This window comes from Streptomyces sp. enrichment culture (assembly GCF_964273255.1).
Lineage (GTDB): Bacteria > Actinomycetota > Actinomycetes > Streptomycetales > Streptomycetaceae > Streptomyces.
In genome coordinates, this window is the sequence record NZ_OZ186835.1 from 3960363 (window position 1) to 3985464 (window position 25102).

General features: G+C 71.3%; 21 protein-coding genes and 1 pseudogene. 10 read left to right on the forward strand and 12 right to left on the reverse strand.

Features of this window, described 5'->3' with window-relative positions; genetic code table 11:
* Nucleotides 1-36: 36 nt before the first annotated feature.
* Both murQ and ACSU53_RS17175 read right to left on the reverse strand, forming a co-directional pair.
* Complete coding sequence (gene murQ / locus ACSU53_RS17170; RefSeq protein WP_437028715.1) at nucleotides 37-1131, reverse strand: N-acetylmuramic acid 6-phosphate etherase; 1095 nt, start codon at nucleotides 1129-1131, stop codon at nucleotides 37-39.
* Between the two features lie 539 nt (nucleotides 1132-1670).
* Nucleotides 1671-2612 (reverse strand): MurR/RpiR family transcriptional regulator, encoded by a 942-nt coding sequence (locus ACSU53_RS17175; RefSeq protein WP_437028717.1) that lies wholly within the window; start codon nucleotides 2610-2612, stop codon nucleotides 1671-1673.
* Between the two features lie 55 nt (nucleotides 2613-2667).
* On the opposite strand from ACSU53_RS17175, the gene ACSU53_RS17180 reads away from it, so the two are divergent.
* Together ACSU53_RS17180 and ACSU53_RS17185 are read left to right on the forward strand one after the other, a co-directional pair.
* On the forward strand, nucleotides 2668-3066 hold the full coding sequence (locus ACSU53_RS17180) for a hypothetical protein (RefSeq protein WP_437028719.1): 399 nt from the start codon (nucleotides 2668-2670) through the stop codon (nucleotides 3064-3066).
* A pseudogene (locus tag ACSU53_RS17185) lies at nucleotides 3063-3323 on the forward strand (DUF4031 domain-containing protein); the annotation flags it as partial. The gene ACSU53_RS17180 and the pseudogene ACSU53_RS17185, both read left to right, overlap by 4 nt.
* A 185-nt stretch (nucleotides 3324-3508) precedes the next feature.
* Here the strand turns inward: ACSU53_RS17185 and ACSU53_RS17190 are convergent.
* From ACSU53_RS17190 to ACSU53_RS17215, 6 genes are all read right to left on the reverse strand, one after another.
* Nucleotides 3509-4576: a GNAT family N-acetyltransferase gene (locus tag ACSU53_RS17190; protein WP_437028721.1), complete on the reverse strand. Its 1068-nt coding sequence runs from the start codon at nucleotides 4574-4576 to the stop codon at nucleotides 3509-3511.
* A gap of 9 nt (nucleotides 4577-4585) precedes the next feature.
* Nucleotides 4586-5248, reverse strand: a complete 663-nt coding sequence (locus tag ACSU53_RS17195) for an HD domain-containing protein (protein WP_437028723.1) — start codon at nucleotides 5246-5248, stop codon at nucleotides 4586-4588.
* 51 nt (nucleotides 5249-5299) lie between these two features.
* Nucleotides 5300-8905 (reverse strand): DEAD/DEAH box helicase family protein, encoded by a 3606-nt coding sequence (locus tag ACSU53_RS17200; protein ID WP_437028725.1) that lies wholly within the window; start codon nucleotides 8903-8905, stop codon nucleotides 5300-5302.
* Between the two features lie 182 nt (nucleotides 8906-9087).
* Entirely contained in the window at nucleotides 9088-10278 is a 1191-nt protein-coding gene (locus ACSU53_RS17205; protein WP_437028727.1) for a restriction endonuclease subunit S, read from the reverse strand.
* Nucleotides 10275-11786: a type I restriction-modification system subunit M gene (locus ACSU53_RS17210; protein ID WP_437028729.1), complete on the reverse strand. Its 1512-nt coding sequence runs from the start codon at nucleotides 11784-11786 to the stop codon at nucleotides 10275-10277. Before ACSU53_RS17210 ends, ACSU53_RS17205 begins: the two co-directional genes overlap by 4 nt.
* Before the next feature lie 107 nt (nucleotides 11787-11893).
* Nucleotides 11894-12394 (reverse strand): ATP-binding protein, encoded by a 501-nt coding sequence (locus tag ACSU53_RS17215; protein ID WP_437028731.1) that lies wholly within the window; start codon nucleotides 12392-12394, stop codon nucleotides 11894-11896.
* A gap of 109 nt (nucleotides 12395-12503) precedes the next feature.
* On the opposite strand from ACSU53_RS17215, the gene ACSU53_RS17220 reads away from it, so the two are divergent.
* The 5 genes from ACSU53_RS17220 (at nucleotide 12504) to ACSU53_RS17240 (ending at nucleotide 16435) form a co-directional block, all read left to right on the forward strand.
* Nucleotides 12504-13349: a helix-turn-helix domain-containing protein gene (locus tag ACSU53_RS17220; RefSeq protein WP_437028732.1), complete on the forward strand. Its 846-nt coding sequence runs from the start codon at nucleotides 12504-12506 to the stop codon at nucleotides 13347-13349.
* Complete coding sequence (locus tag ACSU53_RS17225) at nucleotides 13346-13549, forward strand: DUF397 domain-containing protein (RefSeq protein WP_437028734.1); 204 nt, start codon at nucleotides 13346-13348, stop codon at nucleotides 13547-13549. Before ACSU53_RS17220 ends, ACSU53_RS17225 begins: the two co-directional genes overlap by 4 nt.
* A 158-nt stretch (nucleotides 13550-13707) precedes the next feature.
* Nucleotides 13708-14613, forward strand: a complete 906-nt coding sequence (locus ACSU53_RS17230) for a DUF3800 domain-containing protein (protein WP_437028736.1) — start codon at nucleotides 13708-13710, stop codon at nucleotides 14611-14613.
* Nucleotides 14614-14826: 213 nt separating this feature from the next.
* Complete coding sequence (locus ACSU53_RS17235; RefSeq protein WP_437028738.1) at nucleotides 14827-15693, forward strand: alpha/beta fold hydrolase; 867 nt, start codon at nucleotides 14827-14829, stop codon at nucleotides 15691-15693.
* 61 nt (nucleotides 15694-15754) lie between these two features.
* Nucleotides 15755-16435 carry a maleylpyruvate isomerase family mycothiol-dependent enzyme gene (locus ACSU53_RS17240; protein WP_437028740.1) on the forward strand — a complete coding sequence of 227 codons (681 nt, stop codon included), beginning with the start codon at nucleotides 15755-15757 and terminating at the stop codon, nucleotides 16433-16435.
* 83 nt (nucleotides 16436-16518) lie between these two features.
* Here ACSU53_RS17240 and ACSU53_RS17245 read toward each other — a convergent pair whose 3' ends face one another.
* Entirely contained in the window at nucleotides 16519-18399 is a 1881-nt protein-coding gene (locus ACSU53_RS17245) for a choice-of-anchor A family protein (RefSeq protein ID WP_437028742.1), read from the reverse strand.
* A 240-nt stretch (nucleotides 18400-18639) separates the two neighbouring features.
* Here ACSU53_RS17245 and ACSU53_RS17250 point away from each other — a divergent pair, with 240 nt between their 5' ends.
* Complete coding sequence (locus tag ACSU53_RS17250) at nucleotides 18640-19332, forward strand: copper homeostasis protein CutC (RefSeq protein WP_437028743.1); 693 nt, start codon at nucleotides 18640-18642, stop codon at nucleotides 19330-19332.
* 279 nt (nucleotides 19333-19611) lie between these two features.
* Here the strand turns inward: ACSU53_RS17250 and ACSU53_RS17255 are convergent, their stop codons facing one another.
* Both ACSU53_RS17255 and ACSU53_RS17260 read right to left on the reverse strand, forming a co-directional pair.
* Entirely contained in the window at nucleotides 19612-21687 is a 2076-nt protein-coding gene (locus ACSU53_RS17255) for a HelD family protein (RefSeq protein WP_437033244.1), read from the reverse strand.
* 250 nt (nucleotides 21688-21937) lie between these two features.
* Nucleotides 21938-22819: a helix-turn-helix domain-containing protein gene (locus tag ACSU53_RS17260; protein ID WP_437028745.1), complete on the reverse strand. Its 882-nt coding sequence runs from the start codon at nucleotides 22817-22819 to the stop codon at nucleotides 21938-21940.
* A gap of 93 nt (nucleotides 22820-22912) precedes the next feature.
* Here ACSU53_RS17260 and ACSU53_RS17265 point away from each other — a divergent pair, with 93 nt between their 5' ends.
* Together ACSU53_RS17265 and ACSU53_RS17270 are read left to right on the forward strand one after the other, a co-directional pair.
* Nucleotides 22913-23908, forward strand: coding sequence for an aldo/keto reductase family oxidoreductase (locus tag ACSU53_RS17265; RefSeq protein WP_437028747.1), 996 nt, complete (start codon nucleotides 22913-22915; stop codon nucleotides 23906-23908).
* Between the two features lie 116 nt (nucleotides 23909-24024).
* Nucleotides 24025-24210, forward strand: coding sequence for a hypothetical protein (locus tag ACSU53_RS17270; RefSeq protein ID WP_437028749.1), 186 nt, complete (start codon nucleotides 24025-24027; stop codon nucleotides 24208-24210).
* Between the two features lie 106 nt (nucleotides 24211-24316).
* Here ACSU53_RS17270 and ACSU53_RS17275 read toward each other — a convergent pair whose 3' ends face one another.
* On the reverse strand, nucleotides 24317-25087 hold the full coding sequence (locus ACSU53_RS17275) for a helix-turn-helix domain-containing protein (RefSeq protein WP_437028751.1): 771 nt from the start codon (nucleotides 25085-25087) through the stop codon (nucleotides 24317-24319).
* Nucleotides 25088-25102 lie beyond the last annotated feature (15 nt).

Genomic DNA, 25102 nt, shown 5'->3' on the forward strand with positions numbered 1-25102 from the left:
CCCAGCGGCCCGGGACCTGTCACAGCCCGCGTGACGTCAGGCGTCCGCGGGCCCGCTGCTCCCGGCCTTCGCGAGGGCGGCCCGCAGGTGGCCGTCCGCCTCGTCCAGCAGCCGGGCCGCGGTGCCGGCGTCCGCGTCGGTGAGCAGCACCAGGATGGCGTGCTTGACCTCGCCGCCGGTGGCCGTCAGGGCCCGCTCGACCGCGGCGTCCTCCGCGCCGGTCGCCAGGGAGACGATCCGGTGGGAGCGGGCGCGCAGCTTGTCGTTGGAGGCCCGCACGTCGACCATCAGGTTCCCGTACGTCTTGCCGAGCCGGATCATCGTGATCGTCGACAGCATGTTCAGGACGAGTTTCTGGGCGGTGCCCGCCTTGAGGCGGGTGGAGCCGGTGAGCAGTTCCGGCCCGACGACGACCTCGATGCCGTGGTCCGCGGCGGCGGCCAGCGCGCTGTCCGGGTTGCAGGCCAGCCCGACGGTGAGGGCGCCGAGGGCCCGGGCGTGGGTGACGGCGCCGACGGCGTACGGGGTGCGCCCGGAGGCGGAGATGCCGACCACCGTGTCGTCGGCGGTCAGGCCGAGCGCGTCCAGGTCGGCGTGGGCGAGGCCGGCGGAGTCCTCGGCCCCCTCGACGGAGGCGACCATGGCGTCGGGGCCGCCCGCGATGAGACCGACGACCTGTCCGGGGCCGGTGTTGAAGGTCGGCGGGCACTCGGAGGCGTCGAGCACGCCGAGCCGGCCGGCGGTGCCGGCCCCGGCGTAGACGAGCCGGCCGCCGCGGGACATCCGCTCGGCGACGGCGTCGATGGCGGCGGCGATCTCCGGCAGCCGCCGGGCGACCGCGGCGGCCACGGTGGCGTCCTCGCCGTTCATCAGCCGCGCGATGTCGAGGGTGGGCAGCCGGTCGATCCCGGCGAGCTCCGGACGGAACGCCTCGGTGGCCAGGGTCTCCAGCTGGGCCCGGAGAGCGTGGGACCGGGACGGACCGGGGGCGGGCGGGGGGCTGTCGGGTGCGGGGTGGTCGGTCGCGGGGCCGTTGGGCGCGGGGCGGTCGGTCGCGGGGCCGTCGTGCGCGGGGTGGTCGGGGAGGGGACGGTGGGGTGCGGGCTGGTCGGGGGCGGGGCGGTCGGTCATGGTGCGGGTCTCTCCGGTCTCCGGTCTCTCCGGTCGGTCTGGTCCGTGGTTCCGGGGAGTGCCGCGGTCGTCCGGTGGCCGTGGCACTGCTGGGGGGAGCCCGGTGATGGTGCGTGCTGTGGGGAGGGCAAGGGGTGGCGGAAGGGGCTGAAGGCTGGGGTAGGAGGCAGGCAGGGGGCGGGGGTGAGCGCGGGCCGCCCGGAGGGGTGCGGGAGCGGCCGCCCTGCGGCGGTTCCGGCTCGCGCTCCGGCTCGGGCGCCGTCCTGCCGCCGGGGGTCACGCGCCGTCCTGCCGTCGGCCGGTCCCGCCGCTGGATGATGCATCGGCTCGTCGGTTTGTTGGCTCGTGGGTCCGTCGGCTCGTGGGTCCGTCGGCTCGTGGGTCCTTCGCTCCGTCGGTCCATCGTTCGGCTCGTCCGTCGGCCCGTAGGTCGGGTCGCCGGTTCGTCGGTTCGTCGGTCGGCGTGTCCGTCCGTCCATCCGTGTCCGTCCATCCGCCCGTCCCGTGCGGCGGCCCGCCGCGCCTCCTGACGCCCCCGCCTACCGCGGGCTGGTGCGGTGGCGGTGGGCCAGGGCCTCGTAGGACGCCGACAGGGCCGGGGCCGCCTGTTCGTAGGTCCGCTGGGCGACGCCGACGAACAGGCAGTCCACGACCAGCAGTTGACTCGTCCGGGAGGACATCGCGGCCGGCCGCAGCTCGCTCTCGCGGGCGGTGGACGTGGTCAGCACGTGGTCGGCGTACTGGGTGACCGGGCCGTCGGGGCGGCCGGTGACGGCCACGGTCGTCGCCCCGTGCTCGAAGGCCACCCGCAGCGGTTCGATGACGTCCCCCGTCGACCCGGAGTGGGTGATGGCGATCGCCACGTCACCGGGCCGGAGCTGCACGGCGTTGGTCACCGCGAGGTGCGGATCGCTGGGGGCGTGGGCTATCAGACCTATGCGCAGGAGCTTCTGGGTGAGGTCCTGCGCGACCAGGCCGGAGGCGCCGAGGCCGTACACGTCGGTGCGCCGGGCGCCCGCGAGCGCGGTGACGGCGGCACCGAGCTGCACGGTGTCCAGCCCGGCGGCGGTGTCGGCGAGGGTCTGCTGCTCGTCGTAGGCGAGTTTGGCGACGACGTCGGCGATGGGGTCGTCCACCGCGATGTCGGTGGTGATGGCCGGGGCCCGGCCGGACTGCTGCTGCGCGGCGAGCCCGGCCAGGGCCAGGCGCAGGTCGCGGTAGCCCGGGTAGCCGAGGAGGCGGGCGGTGCGCACGACGGTGGCCTCGCTGGTGCCGGTCAGCTCGGCGAGTCCGGTGACCGTGAGGGCGGCGCAGCCGGCCGGGTCGCCCGCGACGGCCTCGGCGACGCGCTGCATGGAGCGTGTCATCGACGGCGCCAGCGTGCGCACCTTGGCCGCGAGGGCGGCGGGTGCGGGCGGGGCGGAGGCGGTACCGCCCGGTCCGCGCTCCTGGGCGAAAATTTCCTTCACGTCCTGGGTCACCCCTGAAAGATATTTTCGTCTCGGTGTCGGGGTCAAGAGTGCGCACAATAGGGGCATGCACCCCGACAACACCCCCGTCAGTTCGCTGGAGCAGGCGCTGCACGCGGCCAGGGCCCTCGTCCTCGCCGACCTCGTCGCGCGCGAGGTCGCGGACGCGGACGTGGTGTCGCTGGTCGAGGAGTCGGTCGCGCACCGGCGCTGGTGGGTCGAGCAGTGGCCGGAGGGTTCCGCGTTCCTCGCCGGGCTGGTCGCCCAGGACGTGCAGGACGCCCTGCTGGAACGGTACGGCCGCTGGCCGGTCTGCCCGGTGTGCGGTTCGGGGGACCCGCACGCGCTGGAGGTGGAGCCGGAGCTGGGTCCGGACCCGCACTGGGTGTGCCACAAGGCCGGTGTGAAGGTGGCGGCGGTCGGCTCGCTGGGCCCCGGGGCGACGGGCGGCACGACGGCCCCATGACCCTCTACATCGACCCGCCCACCTGGCCCGGCCACGGCCGCCTGTGGTCCCACCTCGTCAGCGACGTCTCCTACGACGAACTGCACCTGTTCGCCGCCCGCCTCGGCGTCCCGCGCCGTGCCTTCGAACGCGACCACTACGACATCCCCGAACACCGTTACGGCGAGGTGGTGCTGGCGGGCGCGCTGGAGGTCAGCAGCCGCGAGGTGGTGCGCCTGCTGCACGGAGCGGGTCTGCGCCGCCGGAAGGGCGCGAGCACGGGGACCGGCAGAAGCGCGGTGCGGGGCCTCCCCGGCGCCCCGGGTCTCTCCGGCGGCTCGGGTCTCCCCGGTGGCTCGGGTCTCCCTGGCGGCTCGGGTCTGCCCGGTGGCCCGGGTCTTTCCGGCGCCGGGGGCGTCTTCGGCCCCCGTCCGCTTCCCGGGCCGGCCGTGGGAAACCCGGGTCAGCGGCGCAGCTCGTAGGCGAACTCTTCCTCGCCCCCGTCGATCCGGGTGAACCCGACCCGGCCGATCACGGCCTGGGAGGCGAGGTTGTCCGGTTCGGTGGCCGCGAACACCGACGTCACCTCCGGCTGCTCCAGCGCCCACGCCGACAACGCGCGCAGCGCCTCCGTGGCGTACCCGTGGCCGCGCGCCTCGGGCGACAGGTCGTAGCCGATCTCCACCCGGCCGTCCTCGTCCGGCGGGCCGTGGAAGCCGATGCCGCCGATGGCGCGGTCGTCCTCCCGGCGCACCATGACGAACATCCCCCAACGGGCCCGCAACACCCCCGTCTCGTACGCCTTGAGCAGTGCCCCCGCCGCGTCCCGCGTCCCGTCGTACGGCCCCGAGTCCACCCAGGTGAACCCGCCGCCCCCGCCGACCGCCAGGCCGGCCGCGGCGGCCGGGGTGACGCCCTCCAGGGTGAGCCGGTCCGCCGGGACCACCAGGTTGTTGCTCCACCGCCAGGCGGTCACGGGCTCCCGGCCGGGCAGGTCCCCGCGCCCCGTCGCCCACAGCAGCGTCGGCCAGGGCGCGGGCCCCGGCCGCACCTCCGGGAAGAGCCGCGTCAGCACGAACTCGGCGAGGGCGGCGGGCGGTTCGTACGCCACACCCAGCCCGGCGGCGATGTCGTGCGTGTGCAGAAGCACCTCGGCCACGCCCATCGCTGCGAACCCCTCGCGGTTCGCGTGCCGGAACGGGAACGGGTGGAAGGCGCGCACCGCGCGCGGGGTGCTGCGCACGGTGGCGGCCAGCAGGGTTCCGGCCGTGCGGATCACGTGCAGGGCACCGGCGTTGTCGGTGCCGTCCTCCAGAGCGATCCCGAAGGGGACGTAGGCGTCGGTGGCCCGCCCGGCGAGCTGGCCCGCGTAGGAGATCAGGTCGTCGGCGATGTGCTCCGCCGTCCGCCGGCAGTCCCACTCCAGCCCCTCGGCCCGTACGGCCCGCCAGTCCCGGCCGACGGCTGCCCCCAGCGCGCTCACGCAGTCCGCGACGGCTTCCTCGACCTGTTGTGCGCCCGTGGCATCCATGGGGCGAGATTAAGCGGGCGGCGGTGGCGGGGTCGACAGCATGTCCAGCTCGCCGCGGAGGTTGTGGCGGGCCGTGGCCTCCCAGTGCTCCGCCCCGTACGGGGTGCGGAACAGGCGGGGCAGGCCGAGCAGTTGACGCAGCACGGCGGCGCGGCCCTCCCGGAAGGCGTCGCCGGGGACGAAGTGGTACTCCTCGCGGACGGCGACCGTGTAGGCGGCGTACGCCGACGGCGGCGACGCGAGCACCGCGAGGTCGGCGTCGCACAGCACCTGGCCGTCGCGGTCGTCGTCGGCGGGGTCGTGCGACACGGTGAGCCGCACCAGCCGGGCCACCTCGGCGGTCGCCTCCGCCGGCACCCCGGCCTCGGGCAGCGCCCGCTCGGCGAGCCGCGCGGACCGCTCCTCGTTCTCCGACCGCTCCGGCAGGTACACGGCATCGTGGAACCAGGCCGCCAGCCGTACGACGTCCGGGTCCCCGGCGTGCTCCGCCAGCGTGTCGACGTGGTCGAGGACGGCCGTGAGGTGGGCGAGCGTGTGGTAGTGCCGCTGCGGCTCCTGCCATCGCCCGAGCAGATCGTCGGCGTACGGCAGCGGATCGGGCCCGCCGCCGGGACCGCGGGCCCCTTCCAGAGCACGGACGAAACGGACGCGGAGGGCTTCTGTGTCGGCCATGCCGTCATTCTTCCCGGTGCGTGCCCGCTCCGTGGCTCTGGAAGGGTTTCCTCAAGCTGCGAGGTCCGCATCCGGGATGGCACGGGCGCGCAGAGTGCGGAAGACGACCTCCAAGGCGTCGATCTCGTCGTCGGTGAAGTGGTCGTCGATGACCCCGCGGCTGCTGAAGAGGTTGTTCTCGTACAGGTCGCGGATGCCGATGAGCCCGTTGGCCGCCACGTACCGGACCATGAGGCCCACGAGGTCGATCTGGTCGGCGGAGAGATCGTGGTCGGCGATGAAACCGGAGAAGGCCTCCTGCGCCGCCTCCCGGTCCAGGCCGCCGATGCGGCGCAGGAACACACCGAGACCGCCGTCGGCCGCCCGCTTCTGCTCCAGGTCTTCGGCCGAGGCGACCCCCTCGATGAGGAAGACCTCCTCCAGGGTGGTCAGGTCCTCAGTCGTGACCTGCTCGTTCTCGCGCAGCTTGCGGACGGCCTCCTGCTCGCGGTGGGTCTCGAGGTAGGCGCGGGCCTTCTGCTTGAAGCGTTCCTCATCCGTGCCGACGGGCAGACCCTTGAGCTCGATCTCCGTCAGGTCCCCGTGGTCCTCCGCTATGTCCGTGTAGACGATCTTCCGGGCGGCCGGAGCGTCGACCAGGTGGGCCAGGCCGCGCACGCGGCGGCGCACGTGCTCCAGCATCGGGACGGTCACGTTCTGCCACCACGCGTCGTCCGTGATGGCCTCCAGCAGGTCGGCCTGATCGCGGACGACGGGGATGTTGGTCTTACCGAGAAGGTCCTCCGCGAGTTCCTTGACCTGACCGCGTAGGCGCGTGTAGTCGGAGCCTCCCTCCAGGGCCGCGAGCTGGAGGCGGTAGGCGATGAGGTCGAACCGCTTGGCCTCCTCGCCCTTGTCCTCGCCCTCCGGCCAGTAGTCGGACGGCAGGCCGAGGACGTCCTCGCTCAGCGCGTGGGCCGCGTCGTCGCCGATGCGGTGCCAGGCGGCGAAGTCACCGCCGAACACTTCCACGTGACGGCGGTGCGGCCGCACGAGGAAGTTGTCGAGGTTCATGCCCCGTACCGTCCGGTGAAGACGGTGCGCCGCCGCCCAGCGCAGGGACGCCTCGGTGTCGATCGCGTCCGGACCGCCGTCCTGCGCCGGGTTGGGAGCCTGGCGGCGGTCCAGCGTTCGGATGAGGTCGAGCTGGCGCTGCAGCAGCTTCTCGGTGAGCGTCGGGGCTTGCCGGGCGGGAGCGCGGTCGAGTTCCTGGTTGAAGAACTCCGCGTTGCCGCACAGGTCGAAGACGTTGAAACCGTCCTTGTCGCGACCGGGCCCGTAGACGTCCGGACGCAGACGGGTGCCGCGGCCGATCATCTGCCAGAACTTGGTCCGTGAGTACACCGGCTTGAACAGCACGAGGTTCAGTACCTCGGGCACGTCGATACCGGTGTCCAGCATGTCGACCGAGATGGCTATGTCCGGGGCCTTGGCCGGGTCGGAGAAGTCGTCGATGAGCTGCTGGGGGTTCTTCTCCTGGTAGGTGATGACCCGGGCGTCGGTCCCGGCGCTCTGCGGGTAGTTGAGGTTGTACTGCTTCTCGATGGCCAGGGCGTGCGTGTTGTTCTTGGCGAAGATGATCGTCTTGCCGAGCCGGTCCCCGCCCTCGACGCGCAGGCCGTGACGCATCAATACTTCGAGAGCTTTGTTGATGGTCGGCCGGTTGAACAGGAAGCGGTTGATCTCGTCAACGGAGACCGCGTCGGGGACCTGCCCGTCCTCGGTCCACTCCAGGTTGTCCCAGGCCTCCTTCTGCTCCTCGGTGAGGTCGTCATAGCGGAAGCCCCGCCGCAGGGAGTCGAAGGGCACGTCGACGACGTTCGGCTTCACCAGGAAGCCGTCCGCGGCGGCCTGGTCCAGGCTGTAGGAGTCGGTGGGGACGCCGTCCTCCAGCTGGAACAGCTGGTACGTGTTGTGGTCGACGTCGTCCTTGGGCGTGGCCGTCAGCCCCAGGAGGAGGCTGTCGAAGTACTCGAACAGCTCGCCGTACTTGTCATAGACCGAGCGGTGGGCCTCGTCGATGACGACCAGGTCGAAGAAGCCCGGCCCGAAGCGGCGGCGGCCGTCCTCCGTGACCTCGTTGACCAGGTTCATCATCGTCGGGTACGTCGAGACGTAGACGTGGGCGTCGGTTTTCTTCTCGGTGAGGAGGTTGACCGTCACGCTGTTCGGCAGGTGCTCCTTGAACGCGCGCACCGCCTGGTTGACGAGGGCCTGTCGGTCGGCGAGGAAGAGGACGCGGCGCGCCCAGCCCGCCCGCTGCAGCAGCTCGACGAAGGCCACGGTGGTGCGGGTCTTGCCGGTGCCGGTCGCCATGACGAGCAGGGCGCGGCGGCGCTGCTCCTTCTCGAAGCTCTCACTGACCCGCTGAATGGCCTGGAGCTGGTACGGGCGGCCCGCGATGCCCTGGTTGACGTTGGACGACTTCAGGGCGAGCCGGCCGGCGCGCTGCCGAATCATCCAGTGCAGCTCGTCCTTGGTGCGGAAGCCCTGGACCCGGCGGGGCGGGTAACCCCTGTTCCTGTCCTTGACGTCCTTGCCCCTGCCCCACTGATCCCACAGGTAGGTCTCGTAACCGTTGGTGTAGAAGATCACGGGTCGTTGGCCGTAGGCGGCTTCGAGCGCGTCGGCGTAGAGCTCGGCCTGCTGGCGGCCGGCGCGGGCGTCGACCCGGGTGCGCTTGGCCTCGACGATCGCGAGAGGGCGGTCGTCGTCGCCCCACAGGACGTAGTCCACGTAACCCGTGCCGGACTTGCTGATCACCCCGGGCTCGCCGTCGACCGGGAACTCGCGGTCGCGCTCCTCGGTGAGGTCCCAGCCCGCCTCCTTGAGGAGAAGGTCGATGAACAGGTCGCGGGTAGCGGCCTCGTCGTAGTCGTGGGTGTCAGGGCGGGTCTCGTTGGCCTTGCGGAGCGCGGTGATCCGGGCGCGCAGCTCGGCCACTTCGGAGGCGAGCTGTGCCCCCTTCGCGCGCGCCTCGGCCAGTTCCTTGGCCTGCACGTCCCAACGGGCCTGGTCCTCCTCGGCCTGCTTCTTCAGCTCGGCCTGGCGGCGCAGCTTGACCTCGGCGGGGACGGGACGCGGAATGCGCTGGGTGTCGAACTGAACACCGGGGGCGGGGGCGGTGGCCGAGTCGGGCGCGTAGGTACGGGCGAACCAGTAGAAGACGTGGAACAGCTCGGCGACCGTCCGTACTGCGTCCCTGGCCTGGACGGGGGCCGGGCGGTGCACAGCGTGGTTGCCCTGGCGCCGGATGAGGTCCATCTTCGCGCTGAGCGTCGGCCCGACCAGATTCCGCATGCTCGGCTCGTGCAGCATCGCGCTCAGGTCGTTCTGGTACGGAGGGCGCAGCGCCGAGTCGTTGTCGTACATCCAGTGCACGGCAAGTTCGAGGACACGGCGGGCGTAGAAGCAGGAGGTACGGGGGTCCGCGTGGGCGAGCCGTTCTGCGCGGCGGGCTTCGTCGTAGAGGGCGGGCCACTCGGCGCGGAGAAAGTGGAAGTTACTCTGGGGCTGGCCGACGTTGCGAGCGGCGGTGGTGTCCCGAGCGCCCGCCGGATTCCCCTCGCCCCGGTTCTTGCCCTGCTCCTGTACGTCGTCGTGCCGCTCCATGGCCATGACCGAGCCGTGTCCCTTCCCCCTGCGAGCGCGTGCGTCCTCCCCTGGCTGCTACGCGCTCGGTGGCCTATGTGACGTGATGTAACGGTTGTTGGACGCCGACCGGTCAGTGAGTGGTTGCGACGACGGTCGGCGACTGGGCGTGGTGCAGTCGGTGCCGCAGTATGTGGGCGTGTCAGGCCCTATGCGGCGGCTTCATGGTCCCAGAGGGTGCCGGAAAAGGCGCGCTGCTGGAGCGATGTGAAGAGCTCATTCAGGCTGACGAGGTGGGCGCGGTGGGTCTGCCGCTGTTGTGCTGCTGCACGCGCCCGGTTCACGAATTCGGCGCGCAGGTTCTCCGGGGGGAGGACAACCGGAGCCTCCTTGAGTTGCTTGATGTTGAGTGTCGGCTGTGCGACCGTTCGCAACTCGCGTTCAAAATATTGCTGCACAAAATCCATGCGCAGATAAGCGGCAAGAAATTCCCGATCGACATCGGAAGTGATGGGTATACGCGCCACCGCTCGCGCTACATTGGAGCCGATGTCCTCAGTATCTACAACGGTGACCGCCCCGATGGCGCCGACGCAGCCCACCAGGATCTCATTGCCTTTGATGCGGGATCGTGAGTAACGTGCCTCGATATCCGGAGAAATCTTCATGAGTGATGACCTGTCGATGCCGTCGGGGTGCAAGTCACCGGCTCTGATCAAGGTCACGCCGTCATCGTTATGCGTACCTGGCTGCACTACGCCGTAGTTGATTCGGTCACCATGGGTGATCAATGTGTCGAGAGCGCGCAGCGGAAACCCGTTCGGGTTGTTGAAAGGGTCGCCGAACATGTCCAGGAAGATGGACTGGATGAGATCCTCAAGGAGGGCGATGGCTTGGCGGCGCTTGGCACGCAGGACATCCACCTGGTCCAGGACTGAGGCGATTCGCCGCTGCCGTTCCACGCTCGGAACAGGCAGCGTTGACTGCTTCACGATCCGGTCGGAGACCGCCGGGTAGCTCTGCCCGGTGGCTTGGCTCACCATCGAGTGGACGAACTCGGAGGTCATGACCCAGTGCTTCAGGTAGTCCGAGTCAAGGTCGGGTCCGGGGCGCAGAACGCAGAAACCTGTGGACGCGATTGCTCCGTTCAGTTCGATCGGTACGGGGGCGACGGCGTTCAAGTTCGGGCGGACGGTAGAAACTAGAATGTCGCCCGCGTGTACAAGCTGCCGTGCCCGACTCGGTGCCTCCTCCCTCGGCACTGGACGGGCCCCGGTGACGCGCTTCGTTTTCTGGTCCACCGAAGCGATGTCGATGTAGGTGAACTCGTCGGCGAAGGCGCTCTTGGGGTCCAGGGTCTGAACGGGCTTGACTAGATCCTTCAGGGCGCGTCGCGTCATCCCAGCATCTCCTTCAACTTCGCCGTGCCCGCCTCGATTTCCTTGTTCAGCCTCTCGAGGTCGTCCAAAATCTCTAGCGGCGGCCGGGTCGTGACCTCCTCGTGAACCACCTCCTTGTAGCGGTTCAAGGAAAGGTCGTACCCCTGGGCGGCGATGTCGGACTTCGGGACGCAGAAGCTCTGCTCCGTCCGGGCACGCGAGCGCTCGTCCGTGCTGCGGCGCTTCCAGCGGGCCAGGACGTCGGGAAGGTTATTCTTCGCGTGCTCCTCGGCCGTGAGGCCGGTGGCGCGGACGCCCAGTCGGTCATCCGGCAACAGAGGCGTGCGCTTGTCGTCCAGGCTGAAGCCGTCCGCCTGGACGTCGTAGAACCAGACCTCGTCCGTGCCACCGGAGTCGGTCTTCGTAAAGAACAGGATGGCGGTGGAAACACCGGCGTACGGCTTGAAGACGCCGGACGGCAGCTTCACCACCGCGTCGAGCTTCTGCTCCTCGACCAGCATGCGACGCAGCTCCTTGTGCGCCTTCGTCGAACCGAAGAGGACGCCGTCGGGGACGATTACCGCAGCCCGGCCGCCCGGCTTGAGCAGCTTCAGGAAGAGAGCCAGGAAAAGAAGCTCGGTCTTCTTGGTCTTAACGAGCTTCAGCAACTCCGAGGACGTCGTCTCGTAGTCGAGGCTGCCGGCGAAAGGCGGGTTCGCCAGAATCAAGGAGTAGCGGGCGGTGTCCTTGCCCGCGTCCTCGGACAGCGAGTCGCGATAGCGGATGTCCGGGCTCGCGACGTCGTGCTGAAGCATGTTCATCGAGCCGATGCGAAGCATTGTCGAGTCGAAGTCGAACCCGTGGAACATGCTGTTGTTGAAGTGATGCTGGTTGTCGGCCTCGACCAGGTCGTCCTTGTGGATGCGCTGCACGTACTCGGACGCGGCGACCAGGAAGCCGGCCGTGCCGCAGGCGGGGTCGCAGATCTCGTCGCGTGGGTTCGGCTCGGTCATCTCGACCATCAGCTGGATGATGTGCCGAGGGGTGCGGAACTGCCCGTTCTGACCTGCCGAGGCGATCTTGCCGAGCATGTACTCGTACAGATCGCCCTTGGTGTCCTTGTCCTGCATGGGGATGCCCTCCAGGAGGAGGACGACCTTGGACAGGAGGTTGGGCGTCGGGATGGTGAAGCGGGCGTCCTTCATGTGGTGCGAGTACGTGGAGTCCTCGCCGCCCAGCGCGCGCAGGTACGGGAAGACCCTCTCTGCGACCGTCTCGTACAGCTTCGCCGGCTCGGTGTCCTTGAAGTTCTGCCAGCGCAGATCCTGCTGATCAGGACCAAAGAACGGGTTGGTGTCCGGGATGCCGCGCCGGGCCATCTTGTCCTTGACGGTCTGCAGCTCGTCCAGACGTCGGATGAAGAGCAGGTAGGTGATCTGCTCCATCACTTCCAGCGGGTTGGAGATCCCGCCCGACCAGAACGCGTCCCAGACGCGGTCCACCTTGCTCTTCAGCTCGCCCGTAATCACACGAGGGATCCTACGACCCGCCAACGACAACGATGGGCGGTACGGAAGATCCGGAACACCTCGGCTCGGACCCGGACCGCTTACGTCATCACCGCGCGGTCATCCGGTCACTCCGCGACTCGGTCGATCGCAGGAACTTCGCCGCGGAGATCCAGCTCGGCTCGTACCGTCTTGCCCGGTCCTCCATCTTCGCGCGGTCCGATGGACAGCCGGCTCGCCAGGCAGGACACCAACCAGAGGCCGCGGCCCTCCTCCGCCTCGGCATCCTGAGGAGCACAGGGCCGGGCCGACGGCAAGCCACCGTCTCGGGTGTCGGTGACCTCGATGCGCACAAGGTCGCGGGCGGCCGCCAGTGTCAGGCTCAGGCGGAAGTCACGGCCCGGAACACTGCCATGGGTCACCGCGTTGGCGGTGAGTTCGGCCACGACCAGCGTCACGGTTTCGTTCACTTCGGACTCGTACGGGAAGCCCCAGACGTCCAAGCGGTGGGAAGCGAGCCGCCGGGCCAAGCGGGCACCTCGCGGGGTGGACGTGAAGCACATGGAGAAGTCTTCGGCATGGACTGCAGGCTGCCCGGTGTGCTCGATTGGGGGAGTTTCGGTGGTCATGGGGGCGAGCCTCGTGCGGCGTACGTACGGTGACCAGCAACCACGTCCTTACACATTGTGGCTGTAAGGGCGCCGAATGTGTCTGTAAGGGCAGGAACAGGGGTGGCCCATGGTGCAGGTTCCGGAACAGGCGGTCGTGGCACGCGGCCAGGATCCTGCCGACGAACTCCTGCGGTGCTTCGGCAGGCAGATCAAGCTCTTTCGGGAGCGTGCCGGTCTCACCCAGGCCGCCCTCGGCCCGCTCCTCGGATACAGCGAGGCGCAGATCGCCGCGATCGAGCAGGGCCGGCGAATCGCCAGGCCGGACACCATCGAGAAGCTGGACACGCTGCTTGAGGCGGACGGGGTTCTGCTTGCGATGAAGCGAGCGGTCGCCCTGACGCGGTACCCGGCCTTCTTCCGGGATGCTGCGCGGATCGAGGAAGAAGCCGTCGAATTCCATGCGTACGCGGTGCTGGCCGTGCCCGGCCTGCTCCAGACCGAGGAGTACGCACGAACCATGTTCACCGTGCGCAGGCCCCGGCGGCGCGAAGACGAGATCGAGCAGATGGTGGCGGCGCGGATGGCCCGTCACAAGATCTACGAGCGGAAGCCCGCGCCAACTCTCAGCTTCGTCATCGAAGAATCCGTGCTGGAGCGTCCGTTCGGTGGCGTGGACGTACTGCGTGGTCAGTTGGAGCACATGCTGCTCGTTGCCGAAAACCCTCACGTCGAGATCCAGGTCATGCCGACCCGGGTTGCCGATCACGCAGGGGCGGACGGTCCATTCACGATGATGACCCCAGAGGGCGGGGAGCAAGTTGCGTACGTGGAGAGTCAGGGCAACGGGCGTGTGATCGCCAAGCGGGAAAGCGTACGCGGGTTCGCCGTGCGGTATGGAATCCTGCGGGCACAGGCGTTGTCCCCTGCCGAATCCGTGCGCCACATCGAGAAGTTGCTGCAAGGAGACCTATGAACACCGAGCAGTCCCAGGCCCAGGCGCTCCACTGGTTTAAGTCCAGCTACAGCGGTGGTGAAGGTGGCGAGTGCGTCGAGGTCGCCACCCTCCCCGCCTCCGTCCACGTCCGCGACTCCAAGAACACAGGCCAGGGCGCCTTCACCGTGAACCCCGCCGCCTGGTCCGCCTTCGTCGCTTACGCGCGTCACGCTCACTGACCGAAAACCGACGTCAACATGGCGTGACGGTCGGCTTGACCCGCTTCCGTCGGTCTTGGCAGCATCGGCGGTAGCAAACAAAACACGGTGCATATGGCTGCACCAGGTCCTGGGGCCGCTCCTTCGGGAGCGGCCCGAGTGCTTTCCGGGAGGGATCGTTGTACCTGTGCTACATCGACGAGGCGGGCAACGGCCAGACACTCGACCCCGCCAGACCGGACGCCCCGCCGGTCCTCGTCGTCGGTGGCTTCACCGTTCACGACTCCCACATCAAGCAGCTGACCTGGGACTTCCTCAACATCAAGAAGACGTACCGGCCGCAGTTGCGCCGTGCTCTGCATCTCTCCGAAGTGATCCACACGGAGATCAAGGGCTCTGACGTCCGCAAGGACGTCCGCGTCGGGAACCGCGACCAGCGTCGGGCGGCGATGCTCCTCGTCGACTCGATCCTCGGCTTACTGGAGCGCTACCACGCACGTCTCCTGGCCCGAGTGTGGGTGAAGCAGGAGGGCCTCGCCTTCAACGAGACCGGCGTGTACAGCACCTCGGTGGGGAGCCTCACCGAGACATTTCAGGCCCAGCTGCTGGACTGCCACGCGCGCGGCGTCATGGTCCTCGACAGCCGCACCAAGTCCAAGAACGCCCCGAACGTGCACTGCATCACGACGCGCAAGTACCGCGCGGGCGGTGACCTTCTCAAGGGCATCATCGAATCGCCGGTCTTCGGACACAGTGACACCCACACGTTGCTCCAGCTCTCGGACCTCGTCGTCTCCTCCCTGCTGTTCCCCATCGCCTGCCATGCCTACCTGAACGACGTGACGTGGAACGTGCACTGCGACGACGCGTACCGACCGCTGCGGGAGGAGTTCGGTGAGCGGCTGAAGAAGCTCCAGTTCCGGTACCAGGACCCGGCGGGCAAGTGGCGCGGCGGCATCGTGGTGTCCGACCGGCGGACCGCGCAGCCGACAAGTCTGATGTTTGGTCTCGGCAAGGCCGTAGGACAGAAGCCGGCCATTCCCGCGCAACAGACCGACGAAGGTGACGTGCCGAGCACGCTGTAGCGCGTCCGACGGCAGCGTGGGCTCGTGCGGGACGCAGCGGCCTGGGCCGGGCCCGGGGCTGACGTGCGGGGGCGGGAGGCCGATAACGAATGGTGCGGGTGATGTTCCGCTGAGTAGTGTGAGTCGTCCGCGTGGCCCCCGGGCGTGCGTTGACCGCACAGGCTCCCGGCGCGAGTGTCGCGCTCCACACCGCCGGAAGAATCGAGCTGCCGAGTGCAACCGACCTACGTCCTGGTCCACGGGGCCTTCGCGAACTCCTTCTCCTTCGCGCCGCTCCAGGCCGAACTGGGGCTCCTGGGGCACCGGTCGGTCGCCGTCGACCTGCCCGGGCACGGCTTCGGGGCGACCTACACCCGCGCCTACCAGGCGCCGCAGGACCTGGACGCCCTCGCCGCCGCGCCCGGCGCGATCAAGGGTGTCACGCTGGCCGACAACGCCGCGCACCTGATCGGGGTCCTGGAGCGGGCCAAGCGGAACGGCCCGGTGATCCTGGTAGCCCACAGCCGGGGCGGCATCACCGCCACCGCGGCGGCCAACGCCCGCCCGGACCTGATCGACCGCATCGTCTACGTCGCGGCCTGGTGCCCGGTCGCGCTCGACGTCGGCGACTACTACGGCGAGCCGGAGATGGCCGACGTCGACGCCGCTTCTCTGGCCCTGGCGGCGGCCGGGAACCCCGCCGAACTCGGCCTGCTCCGCGTCAACTTCCGCACCGCCGACCCGGCCGCCCTCGCCGCGCTCAAGGCCGCCTTCCTCGCCGACGGCACCGACGAGGAGTTCCTGACCTTCCTCAACACCTTCCAGCCCGACGAGAACCTGGACGTCGGCACCTCCGCCGACCGGGCCCAGGCGGCGACCTGGGGGCGGGTGCCGAAGACGTACGTCCGCCTGGCCGACGACGCGAGCATGCCGCTCGCGCTGCAGGACCGGCTGATCCGTGAGGGCGACGCGCTGACCCCGGACAACCCGTACGACGTCCGCACGCTGCCGGGCAGCCACCTGAAGTGGCTGGTCGATCCGGCGCCGGCCGCCCGCGTCCTGGGCGCGCTCGCCTCCCTCACCGCCCCTTCCGTAGACTGACGGGGCGGCCACCCCGAAAGATGCCGCCGCCCGGGGCGGTGCCGCCGTTAGCGTGGGTCGTATGACGACTCCTGCCGATGTGCACGACGTACGTGACCCCGAGCTGCCCGGGCGGCTGCTCACCGACGAGCGGGACGTCCTGGTGCCGCTGCTGCGAGCCAGGAAGGACGAGGACTTCGCGCTGCCGGTCGCCGCGTGTCCCGGGTGGACGGTGCGGGACGTGCTCGCGCACTGCTCGGCCGCGTTCACGCGGGTGCTGGAGAGCCGCTTCGAGAAGGGCGTGTTCTCCCCCGAGTCCAACGACCGGGACATCGCCGAGCGGGCCGACTGGAGCAACGCGCGGATCGTGGACGAGTTCGAGCGCGGGCTGACCGAGGTCGGGCCGGTGATCGCCCGGGCGGGCGGGGTGCTGGACGTGCTCGCGCTGGGGGAGTGGGTGCACGCCGGGGACCTCCGGGAGACCTTCGGCGAGCCGGGCGCGTACGGCGGCGACCGGCTGCCGCAGGCGCTCGCCCTGCTGGCCTACGTGACCTGCCGCGACCACCACCTCCCCCTGCACGCCGACCTCGACGACGCCGACGAGCCGCTGCGCCTGGGCGACATCTCGGGCGAGCGGCCGCCCGCCCGCTACATCGGGGACGGCGCCACCCTGGTGCGGCTGTACGCGGGGCGCCCGGTGCACGGCGCGTCGTACGAGCTGGCGGGGGCGCGGGCGGAGGAGCTGAACATCTTCGGGGACTGAGGGACCGCCCGGAGCGTGCGCACCGGTCGCGGGGCGCACGCCCCGCGACCGGTGACGGCGAACGGGCGGACGGGCGGACGGGGTCAGCGGCTCCCGTAGCCGCCGTGGCCCTTTCCGTGGCCGGTGCCGTAGCCGCCGGAGTCGCCGTAGCCGCCGTAGCCGTTCTCATCGGGCTCATCGGGCTCATCGGGCTTGTCGGGTTCGTCGCGGTCGTTGGTGAGCCGGACGGTGACGTCATCCCCGGCGCCGTCCGCGGTCAGCTCGTGCGGGCCGCTGACCGGGTCGGCGGGCCGTACGTAGCCGTCGGGTGCGGCCGTCTCGACCAGGTAATACGCACCGGGCGGCAGGCCGTCGAAGAAGCAGGTGCCCGCCGTGCCGGTGGTGCAGCTCCGGCCCGTCATCGTGTCGGGGTCGGCGCCCGACGTCTGGAGTCCGGCCGTGCCGTTGCTCTCCCGCCAGAGGGCGAAGACCGCGCCCGCGAGGGGATTGCCGTCCTCGGCGTCGGCCTTCTCCACCGCGAGGGAACCGTCCGGGTCGGGCTGCCCGGTCCGGGTGTTCTCCGCGGCGGCGCGGACCCCCTCGGCAGCGTCCGCGCCGGTCAGGACGAGGGGACCGAAGACGCCGGGGTCGGGCAGGTCGTAGCCGTCGGGGGCCGCCGTCTCGCGCCAGTAGTAGGTGCCCGGTGGGACGGTGCGGGCGCAGGTGCCGTCCGGGCCCGTGGTGCAGGTGTCGCCGAGCCGGGTGTCGGGGTCGGCGCCGGAGGTCTGGAGTCCGTCGGTGCCGTTGGTCTCCTGCCAGAGTTCGAAGACCGCGCCCGGCAGGGGGTCGCCCGTCGCGGCGTCGGTCTTGTCGATCCGCACCTCGCCGGTGACCGGCTCGTCGCCGTCGCAGTCCGGCAGGTCGCCGTCGAAGGGGTAGGAGTGGAACTCGACTCCGGTCTGTGCGCTGGTGTGGGTGAGCGAACCGGTGGTGAAGAAGCGGCCGTTCATGCCCGGCAGGGTCACCGTGGTCATGGACGCCTGCTGTCCGACCAGGACGCTCCCCTGGAACTGGCCCGAGCCGGTCAGGTCCACCGAGGTGGCGTCGGGGAAGTTCCACAGCAGCCGCTCGCGGTGGGCGTTGAGCGGGTCGGTCGCGTCGACGAGGCCGCCGCTGTAGGTGTTGACGACCCGGTCGGAGCCGACGAGGTTCACCAGGATCGTCGCGCCCTCCGGGATGCCGGCGAAGGTGATCCCCTGCTGGCCGCCGCCGGGGCCGGTCAGGTCGAAGTCGACGTTGAACACCTGGAGGGGTGAGGTGCCGTCGCCGGTGAAGAGGGTCTGGTACCCCTGGTCCACGGCCGTGCCCGTGGCCGGGCGGGGCGTGCCGTCGACCCGGGCGTAGCACTGGCTGGCCGCGGTCAGCCGGTCGCGCAGCGGCCGGTAGGGCACGACGGCGTCCGGGTCGTGCCGGAGGGTGGCGTTCACGGTGCCCGTCACCTCGCCGGCGTGGCGGACGACCCCGCCCTCGGCGAGCAGCCGCTGGCCGGGGGCGACGGTGACGTCCCCGCCGGTGGTCAGGAAGTCGGCGCCGTCCGGCGGGGGGACGCGCGAGCCGACACCGACGATGCCCACGTTGTAGACGGAGCTGCCGCCGGGGCTTTTGTCCATGTCGAACGTGTCCAGGACGACGACCCTGCCTTCGGCCTCGGCGGCCCTCCCGCGGACCAGGAAGTCGTCGCCGACGAAGATGCTGATGCCGTTGTCCCGGCCGGCGAACGGGCCGTTGTTGACCTGGGGGAACGGGTCAGGGCAGTCACCCGGCACGCACGGGCCGAGACCTCCCGGCAGCGGGGCGGCCTGTGCCGGCCCGCTGCCGGCGCCGACGACCAGGGCGGGGGCGAGGCCCGCCACGAGTGCGCAGGCCAGTCCGGCCCGGCCGAGCCGGGAGCGGAGGGCGGCCACGCGTTGTGTGATCACATGCATGCCCGCAAGGTTGGCCGTCGGCCCCCGTACGGCGGGACCGACATACCGGACGGGGTGGTTGTCACGCCAACGGACCGCAGGGGATCGCTCCGTCGGCAGGGCGGCACGGTGGGCGGTGCGTTGGGCGGCGTGTCCGGCGATGCGGGGTGGATTGGACTAGACCTGTCGTCGTAGTCTGGTGTGCACACCGACACCGATATCGACGCACCGGTCAATTGACGAACCGATGAATGGGGTCCCATGAGCAAGCGTGCGGTCCTGGAGGTGATCGCCCTCGGCGTCGAGGACGCGGTCGCCGCCCAGGAGGGCGGTGCGGACCGTCTGGAGCTGGTCACCGACATGGCGGCCGACGGCCTCACCCCGTCACCCGCGACGGTGGCTGCCATCCGCGACGCGGTCGACCTCTCGCTCCGGGTGATGCTGCGGCTGGCGGACGGCTTCGCCGCCGGGGACGTGGACCGGCTCGTCGGCGTCGCAGGAGAGCTGCGCGGGGCCGGGGCGGAAGAGTTCGTCCTCGGCTTCCTGGACGCGAGCGGCCGGGTGGACCTGGCGGCGGTGGAGCGGGTGGTCGGCGCGCTGGGCGGGTGCCGGTGGACGTTCCACCGGGCCATCGACCGCGCCGCCGACCGGGACGCCCTGCGCCGGCAGCTCGACGGGCTCCCGGGCCTGGACACCTACCTCACCGCGGGCTCGCCGGCCGGTGTCGACGACGGACTGCCCGTGCTGTGCGCCGAGGCCGGCCGGCGCGGCGAGCCCGGCTACGCGCAGCAGGTGCTGGTCGGCGGCGGGCTGCGCCTGGACCATGTGCCCGCCCTGCGCGGGGCCGGACTCGACGCCTTCCACATCGGCGGGGCGGCCCGCCCCGACGGGTGGGACGGGCCGGTGTCGGCCGCGGCGGTCGCCGAGTGGCGGCGGGCCGTCGACGGCGGCTGAACCCGGGGCTACGGCGGCTGAGCTCGGTCGATACCGGCTGACCCCGGGTCGGGACCGGCCGGCCTCGGGGTGACGGCGGCTGAGCTCGGTCGATACCGGCTGACCTCGGGTCGGGACCGGCCGGCCTCGGGGTGACGGCGGCTGAGCTCGGTCGATACCGGCCGATCCCGGGGTGACGGCGGCTGAGCCCGGTCGATACCGGCTGACCCCAGGTCGACACCGGCCGGCCTCGGGGTGACGGCGGCTGAGCGCGGACCCGCCCTGCGGCCCGGGAGTGCGTCAGAGCGACGCCAGCTGCTCCGGCAGCGGGTGGCGGTGGGTGACGATCAGCCCCGACACCGCGCGCGTCAGCGCCACGTACAGACGGCGCAGGCCGGTGCGTTCGTCGGGCTCGGCGGCGACCACGGCGCCCGGCTCGTCCAGGACCACGTAGTCGTACTCCAGGCCCTTGGCCAGGGACGCCGGGACGAGCGTGAGGCGGGTGGTGTGGGTGGTCTCCTCGCCCGGGGCGACGAAGCCGAGGCCGGCCGCGGTGAGACCGTCGGCCAGCTCCGGCACGCGGGCGTCGGCGGCGATCAGGCCGACCGAGCCCTCGCGGCGCAGCAGTTCGCGGCAGGCGTCGAGCACGTCGGCCGGTTCGCCGACCCGGCGGATGTCGAAGAAGCCGGGGTTCTCGCGGATCGACGCGACCGGGGTCAGCCCGGGCGCGATGTGCGGGAGCAGCCGGGAGGCGTAGGCGATGACGTCGGTCGGCACGCGGAAACCGGCCGTCAGCTCCTCCACCACCGCATCCGGCTTGCCCAGGTGGGTCAGGGCCTCGTCCCAGCTCCGGGTCGCCCACGGCGTGGTGCCCTGGGCCAGGTCGCCGAGGACGGTCGCCGAGCCGGTGGTGCAGCGGCGGCCCACCGCGCGGTACTGCATGGGGGACAGATCCTGCGCCTCGTCGAGCACCACGTGCCCGAGGGAGTGGGTGCGCCGGATCAGGTCGGCCGCCTCGTCGATGAGGACGGCGTCGGCGGCCGACCACTTCGCCGACCTCACCGACCGGGCGGGCTTCGCCCACAGGACGGTCTTCTGCTCCTCGGCGTCGAGCAGGCCCTCGGCGTGTTCCGCCAGGAAGTCCGCGTCGCCCAGCAGCCGCAGCACCAGTTTCGCCGGGTCGACGTCCGGCCAGATCGTTTTGACCGCCGCCTTCACCGCGCTGTTGCGGGCCACCGTGTCCTGCACCCGGTCGTCCGGCGCCTCGCCGGACCGCTCCATCCGCACCAGCACGGCGTGCGCGATGCGCTGCGGCAGGGCGTCGCGGGCGGCCCCGTAGCGCATGTTCCGCTCCAGCAACTCCCGGACGATCTCCTCGAGTTCGTACGCCGGGATGCGCCAGCGGCGGGAGCCGCGCACCACCACGACCGGCTCCGTCGGCATCGTCACGTGCGCGTAGAGCGCCCGGCGCAGCACCTCGGCCATCCGGGCGTCGCCCTTGACGGTCGCGGCGGCGGCGTCGTCCGTCCCGCGCACCTCGACGTGGGCGACGAGGTCGTCGACCGTGGCCTGCTGCACGGTCAGCTCGCCCAGCGCGGGCAGCACCTGCTCGATGTAGTGCAGGAAGGACCGGTTGGGGCCGACGACGAGGGTGCCGGTGCGGGCCAGCCGCTCGCGGTGCGCGTACAGCAGGTAGGCGACGCGGTGCAGGCCGACGGCCGTCTTGCCGGTGCCGGGGCCGCCCTGCACGCACACGCTGCCGGAGAGCCCCGAGCGCACGATCTCGTCCTGCTCGGGCTGGATGGTGGCGACGATGTCCCGCATCGGCCCGACGCGCGGGCGCTCGATCTCCCGCTGGAGCAGCCTGCTGGGCCCGGCCGCCTCCGCCGGGTCGTTCAGGTGCTCGTCCTCGTACGCGGTGAGGTCGCCGCCGGTGTAGCCGAAGCGGCGGCGCAGCGCGACGTCCAGGGGGTCCGTGCGGGAGGCCCGGTAGAACGGCTGCGACACCGGCGCGCGCCAGTCGATGACCATGGGGTCGCCGTCGGCGTCGTGCACGTGGCGGCGCCCGATGTAGAACCGTTCGCCCGCGCCGTCGTCCGCCTCCGCGTCGGCGCCCGGGGCGTGCAGGTAGTCGAGCCGGCCGAAGAACAGCGGGGTGTCGCTGAGGTCGGCCAGGGCCTTGACGCGGTTCTCGATCTGGTGTTCCAGGGCGGCGGCGTTGACCCAGTTGGCGGTGACGTCGCGGATGTCGAGCGCTTCGACGTCCTCGCGCATGGCACGCAGCGCGGAGCGGGACGCGGCGAGGTGGGAGCGTTCGCGGGAGAGGGGGTCGTCGGCCGTCGGGAAGTCGGCGGAACCGGCTGCGGGTTCGTCTATCGGCTCGTCGACGGGAGGGGACGCGGACACGGGGGTGCCTCCGGGTGACCTGCTGCGGGTGGGCTGGGAGGATGCCGGCCGGTTTCCGTCCGGGCGGCGGCGCTCCACGAGGGGGAGGCGGGGAAGAGCGGCGATTCTAGGGCGTGGAGCGGGGCCGGGTCCAAACGGTTTTCCTCCGGACGGACGGCGGTCCCCCGGTCGGCGAAAGGGCGGCCTCCCGGACGGAGGGGCAGCAGTACCAGGCGGCTGGTCAGCGTGTCCCGTGGGCCGGGCGGGCGCCGGTGGGGTCCGTCGCGCGTCGGGCGGGGCCCGTGGCCAGGGAGGCGAGCAGCGCCAGGCGCTCGGCGTCCTCGCTGCCCGGCGCCGCGTGGTAGACGGCGAGCGCCAGGCCGTCGGGGCCGTCGACGTCCAGCTTGGACAGGGTGAGGCTCAGTTCTCCGACCTGGGGGTGGTTCATCCGGATCGGCTTGTCCACCACCGGGCGCACGTCGTGGCGGGCCCACACCTTCCGGAACTCGGCACTCGCCAGGGACAGTTCGCCGACGAGCCGCACGACGCGCGGATCGTCGACGTCAGTGCCCAGGCGGCGCCGGAAGACGGCCACGCACTGGGCGGCGGTGCGGGACCAGTCCGCGTGCAGGGCTTGTTCGGCCGGGTCGAGGAAGAAGGAGCGCAGCCGGTTCTCACCCACCCGGAGGGACGGCACCAGCGCGGAGGCGAGCGGATTGACGGCGATCACGTCGAGGGTCCGGTCCGTCACGAACGCCGGCAGTCCGACCGTCGCCAGCAGCTGCTCCGTGGCCGCCGGGACGGTGGGCCGCCGGGGGGCCCGGCGGCGGGTCCGTGGCCGGGGTGCGGCCAGCTGGTGGAGGTAGGCCGTGGCGGTGTCGTCGAGCAGCAGCACCCGGGCCAGCGCATCGAGGACCTGCGCCGACGGATTGCGGTCGCGGCCCTGTTCCAGCCGGAGGTAGTAGTCCGAACTGATGCCGGCGAGCAGGGCGACCTCCTCGCGGCGCAGCCCCGGCACCCGTCGGATCCCGTGGACCGGCAGTCCCATGTCGGCCGGTCTCACCAGCTCCCTGCGCGCCCGGAGGTAGTCGCCGAGCCGGTTCTCCTCAGACATGCGTTCCATCGTAGGCGGCGGGGGCGTGGAGTCCCTGGTCCTGTCACTCCCAGGATCGGCAGGGACCTGGGCGGGCCGGGCCGACGGGCGGACGGTGGGGGCATGACCACTCCAGCCACCACGCCTCCCTGCAGCTCCGCCGACACGCCTTCCGGCACCTCCGCCGGAACTTCACCCGACAGCTCGGTGAGCAAGGCGACGACCACCCTCCCCGGCGGCACCTGGACGATGGGCGACCTGACCGTCACCCGGTTCGGCTACGGGGCCATGCAGTTGACCGGCCCGGGCGTCATGGGTCCCCCGGCCGATCACGCCGGCGCCCTCGCGGTCCTGCGGGAGGCCGTACGCCTCGGCATCACCCACATCGACACCGCCGACGCCTACGGCCCGCACGTCACCAACCGGCTGATCCGCGAGGCGCTCCACCCCTACCCCGACTCCCTGCACGTCGTGACCAAGGTGGGCGCCGTGCGGGACGCGCAGGGCGGCTGGCCGGTGGCCCGGGAGCCGGACGACCTGCGCCGGGCCGTCCACGACAACCTGGAAAACCTGGGCGTCGAGTCGCTGGACCTCGTCAACCTCCGGCTCGGCACCGCGGAGGGACCGCAGCCGGGATCGCTCGCCCGGCCCTACGAGACGCTCGTCGAACTCCAGCAGCAGGGCCTGATCCGACACCTCGGCCTGAGCAACGTCACCGCCGAACAGATCACCGAGGCGGAGGGCATCGCCCCGTTCGTGTGCGTGCAGAACCTCTACAACCTCGCGAACCGCCAGGACGACGCCCTCCTCGACCGGCTCGCCGCCCAGGGCATCGCCTACGTGCCGTTCTTCCCGCTCGGCGGCTTCACTCCGGTGCAGTCGGACGCCCTCTCCGCCGTGGCCGCCCGGCACGGCGTCCGGCCGATGGCGGTGGCGCTGGCCTGGCTGCTGCACCGGTCGCCCAACATCCTGCTCATCCCGGGTACCTCGTCGGTGGCGCATCTGCGGGAGAACGTCACCGGCGCGGGCATCGCCCTGTCCGGGCAGGACCTCGCCGAACTGGACGCGATCGGCCGCCGACCCCCGTACGCCACGTCCGGCTCCCCCTCCCACCCCTAGGGGACGCCCCGTCCTGCCTGAGGGGTACGGGTCGGCCGGGAGGCGTACGCGCGGGGCCTGTGGATCAGGTCCCTGGGCCGATGTCCGGGCCGGGGGCGGGAAGCAACCATGGAGTCATGAGTGCAGCGACCGTCAACCCCACCGCACCGCCGGTCCGGCCGACCGGCGCGACCCCGCTCCAGGGCGACCGCCCGCACCGCGTCGGCGCCGCCCTGCGCGCCGTCAGGGTCTTCCTGGGCGCCGCCTTCGACGTGATCATTCTGGGCGAGTACGGCGAGGAGGCGGGCGTCCGCCGCAGGTGACCGGCGGACCGTCCCGGCCGCCCGGGCTGTCCGCACGGCGCCTGTGTCGGCAGGGCACCTGTCACCGCACGGCGCCCGTCACCGCACGGCCGCCCCCGCCGACCGGTCACCCGTGACCCGAGGCCGGTCGGGATGCCGCTCCGCCTGTGTCGTCGTCCGGGGCCGGCGCGGCCTTGGTGTGCAGGATCTCGCGGGCCTGCTCGGCGGCGCGGGTGATCGCCTCGGAGATGAAGTCGAGGTACCGGGCGACGTTCTCCAGGCGGACGGCGGCCGGGGTGCCGGGCCCCATGATGCCGACCCCCTGCCGCGAGGTCTCGGCGACCTGCGCCGTGGACCGGGCGCTGGCCACCATGGACTGGTGCCAGATGTCGTCGTCGACGCTGTAGCGCTCACGACGGCCCTCCTCGCGCTCCCGCCGGACGAGGCCCTGGCCCTCCAGGAAGGTGACCGCCTTGGAGATGGACGCCGGGCTGACCTCCAGGCGCTGGGCCAGTTCGGCGGCGGTGAGGTGCCCGCTGTCCGTGAGCGTCAGACAGGCCATCACCCGGGCCATCATCCTGGGCGTGCCCGACGCTATGAAGACGGTGGTCAGCGTCTCCTCGAATTCACGTACGGCCTCCGCGTCGCGGCCGTACTCCTCCGTGAGCGCCTTCGGCCCCCGTGACGCGGCACGTCCGCGCCGGTGCGCGCGGCGTTCGGTGGCGCGTTGGGCCAGGTCCGCGCGGTAGGCGGTGGGTCCGCCGTTGCGCATCACCTCGCGGGTGATCGTCGAGGTGGGACGGTCCAGGCGCCTGGCGATCTCCGCGTAGGCCAGCCCGTCGGCCAGCCCCGTCGCGATCTGCTGGCGTTCCTGCTGGGTGAGCCTGCCTCCTGGCACCGGGGTCTCCTTCGT

Coding starts and splice junctions, on each gene's coding strand:
- ACSU53_RS17225 (WP_437028734.1), top strand. CDS start 13,346: ATGAACACCGAGCAGTCCCAGGCCCAGGCGCTCCACTGGTTTAAGTCC.
- murQ (WP_437028715.1), bottom strand. CDS start 1,131: ATGACCGACCGCCCCGCCCCCGACCAGCCCGCACCCCACCGTCCCCTC.
- ACSU53_RS17215 (WP_437028731.1), bottom strand. CDS start 12,394: ATGACCACCGAAACTCCCCCAATCGAGCACACCGGGCAGCCTGCAGTC.
- ACSU53_RS17195 (WP_437028723.1), bottom strand. CDS start 5,248: ATGGCCGACACAGAAGCCCTCCGCGTCCGTTTCGTCCGTGCTCTGGAA.
- ACSU53_RS17270 (WP_437028749.1), top strand. CDS start 24,025: ATGAGTGCAGCGACCGTCAACCCCACCGCACCGCCGGTCCGGCCGACC.
- ACSU53_RS17205 (WP_437028727.1), bottom strand. CDS start 10,278: ATGACGCGACGCGCCCTGAAGGATCTAGTCAAGCCCGTTCAGACCCTG.
- ACSU53_RS17220 (WP_437028732.1), top strand. CDS start 12,504: ATGGTGCAGGTTCCGGAACAGGCGGTCGTGGCACGCGGCCAGGATCCT.
- ACSU53_RS17180 (WP_437028719.1), top strand. CDS start 2,668: ATGCACCCCGACAACACCCCCGTCAGTTCGCTGGAGCAGGCGCTGCAC.
- ACSU53_RS17240 (WP_437028740.1), top strand. CDS start 15,755: ATGACGACTCCTGCCGATGTGCACGACGTACGTGACCCCGAGCTGCCC.
- ACSU53_RS17250 (WP_437028743.1), top strand. CDS start 18,640: ATGAGCAAGCGTGCGGTCCTGGAGGTGATCGCCCTCGGCGTCGAGGAC.
- ACSU53_RS17200 (WP_437028725.1), bottom strand. CDS start 8,905: ATGGCCATGGAGCGGCACGACGACGTACAGGAGCAGGGCAAGAACCGG.
- ACSU53_RS17190 (WP_437028721.1), bottom strand. CDS start 4,576: ATGGATGCCACGGGCGCACAACAGGTCGAGGAAGCCGTCGCGGACTGC.
- ACSU53_RS17260 (WP_437028745.1), bottom strand. CDS start 22,819: ATGGAACGCATGTCTGAGGAGAACCGGCTCGGCGACTACCTCCGGGCG.
- ACSU53_RS17265 (WP_437028747.1), top strand. CDS start 22,913: ATGACCACTCCAGCCACCACGCCTCCCTGCAGCTCCGCCGACACGCCT.
- ACSU53_RS17245 (WP_437028742.1), bottom strand. CDS start 18,399: ATGCATGTGATCACACAACGCGTGGCCGCCCTCCGCTCCCGGCTCGGC.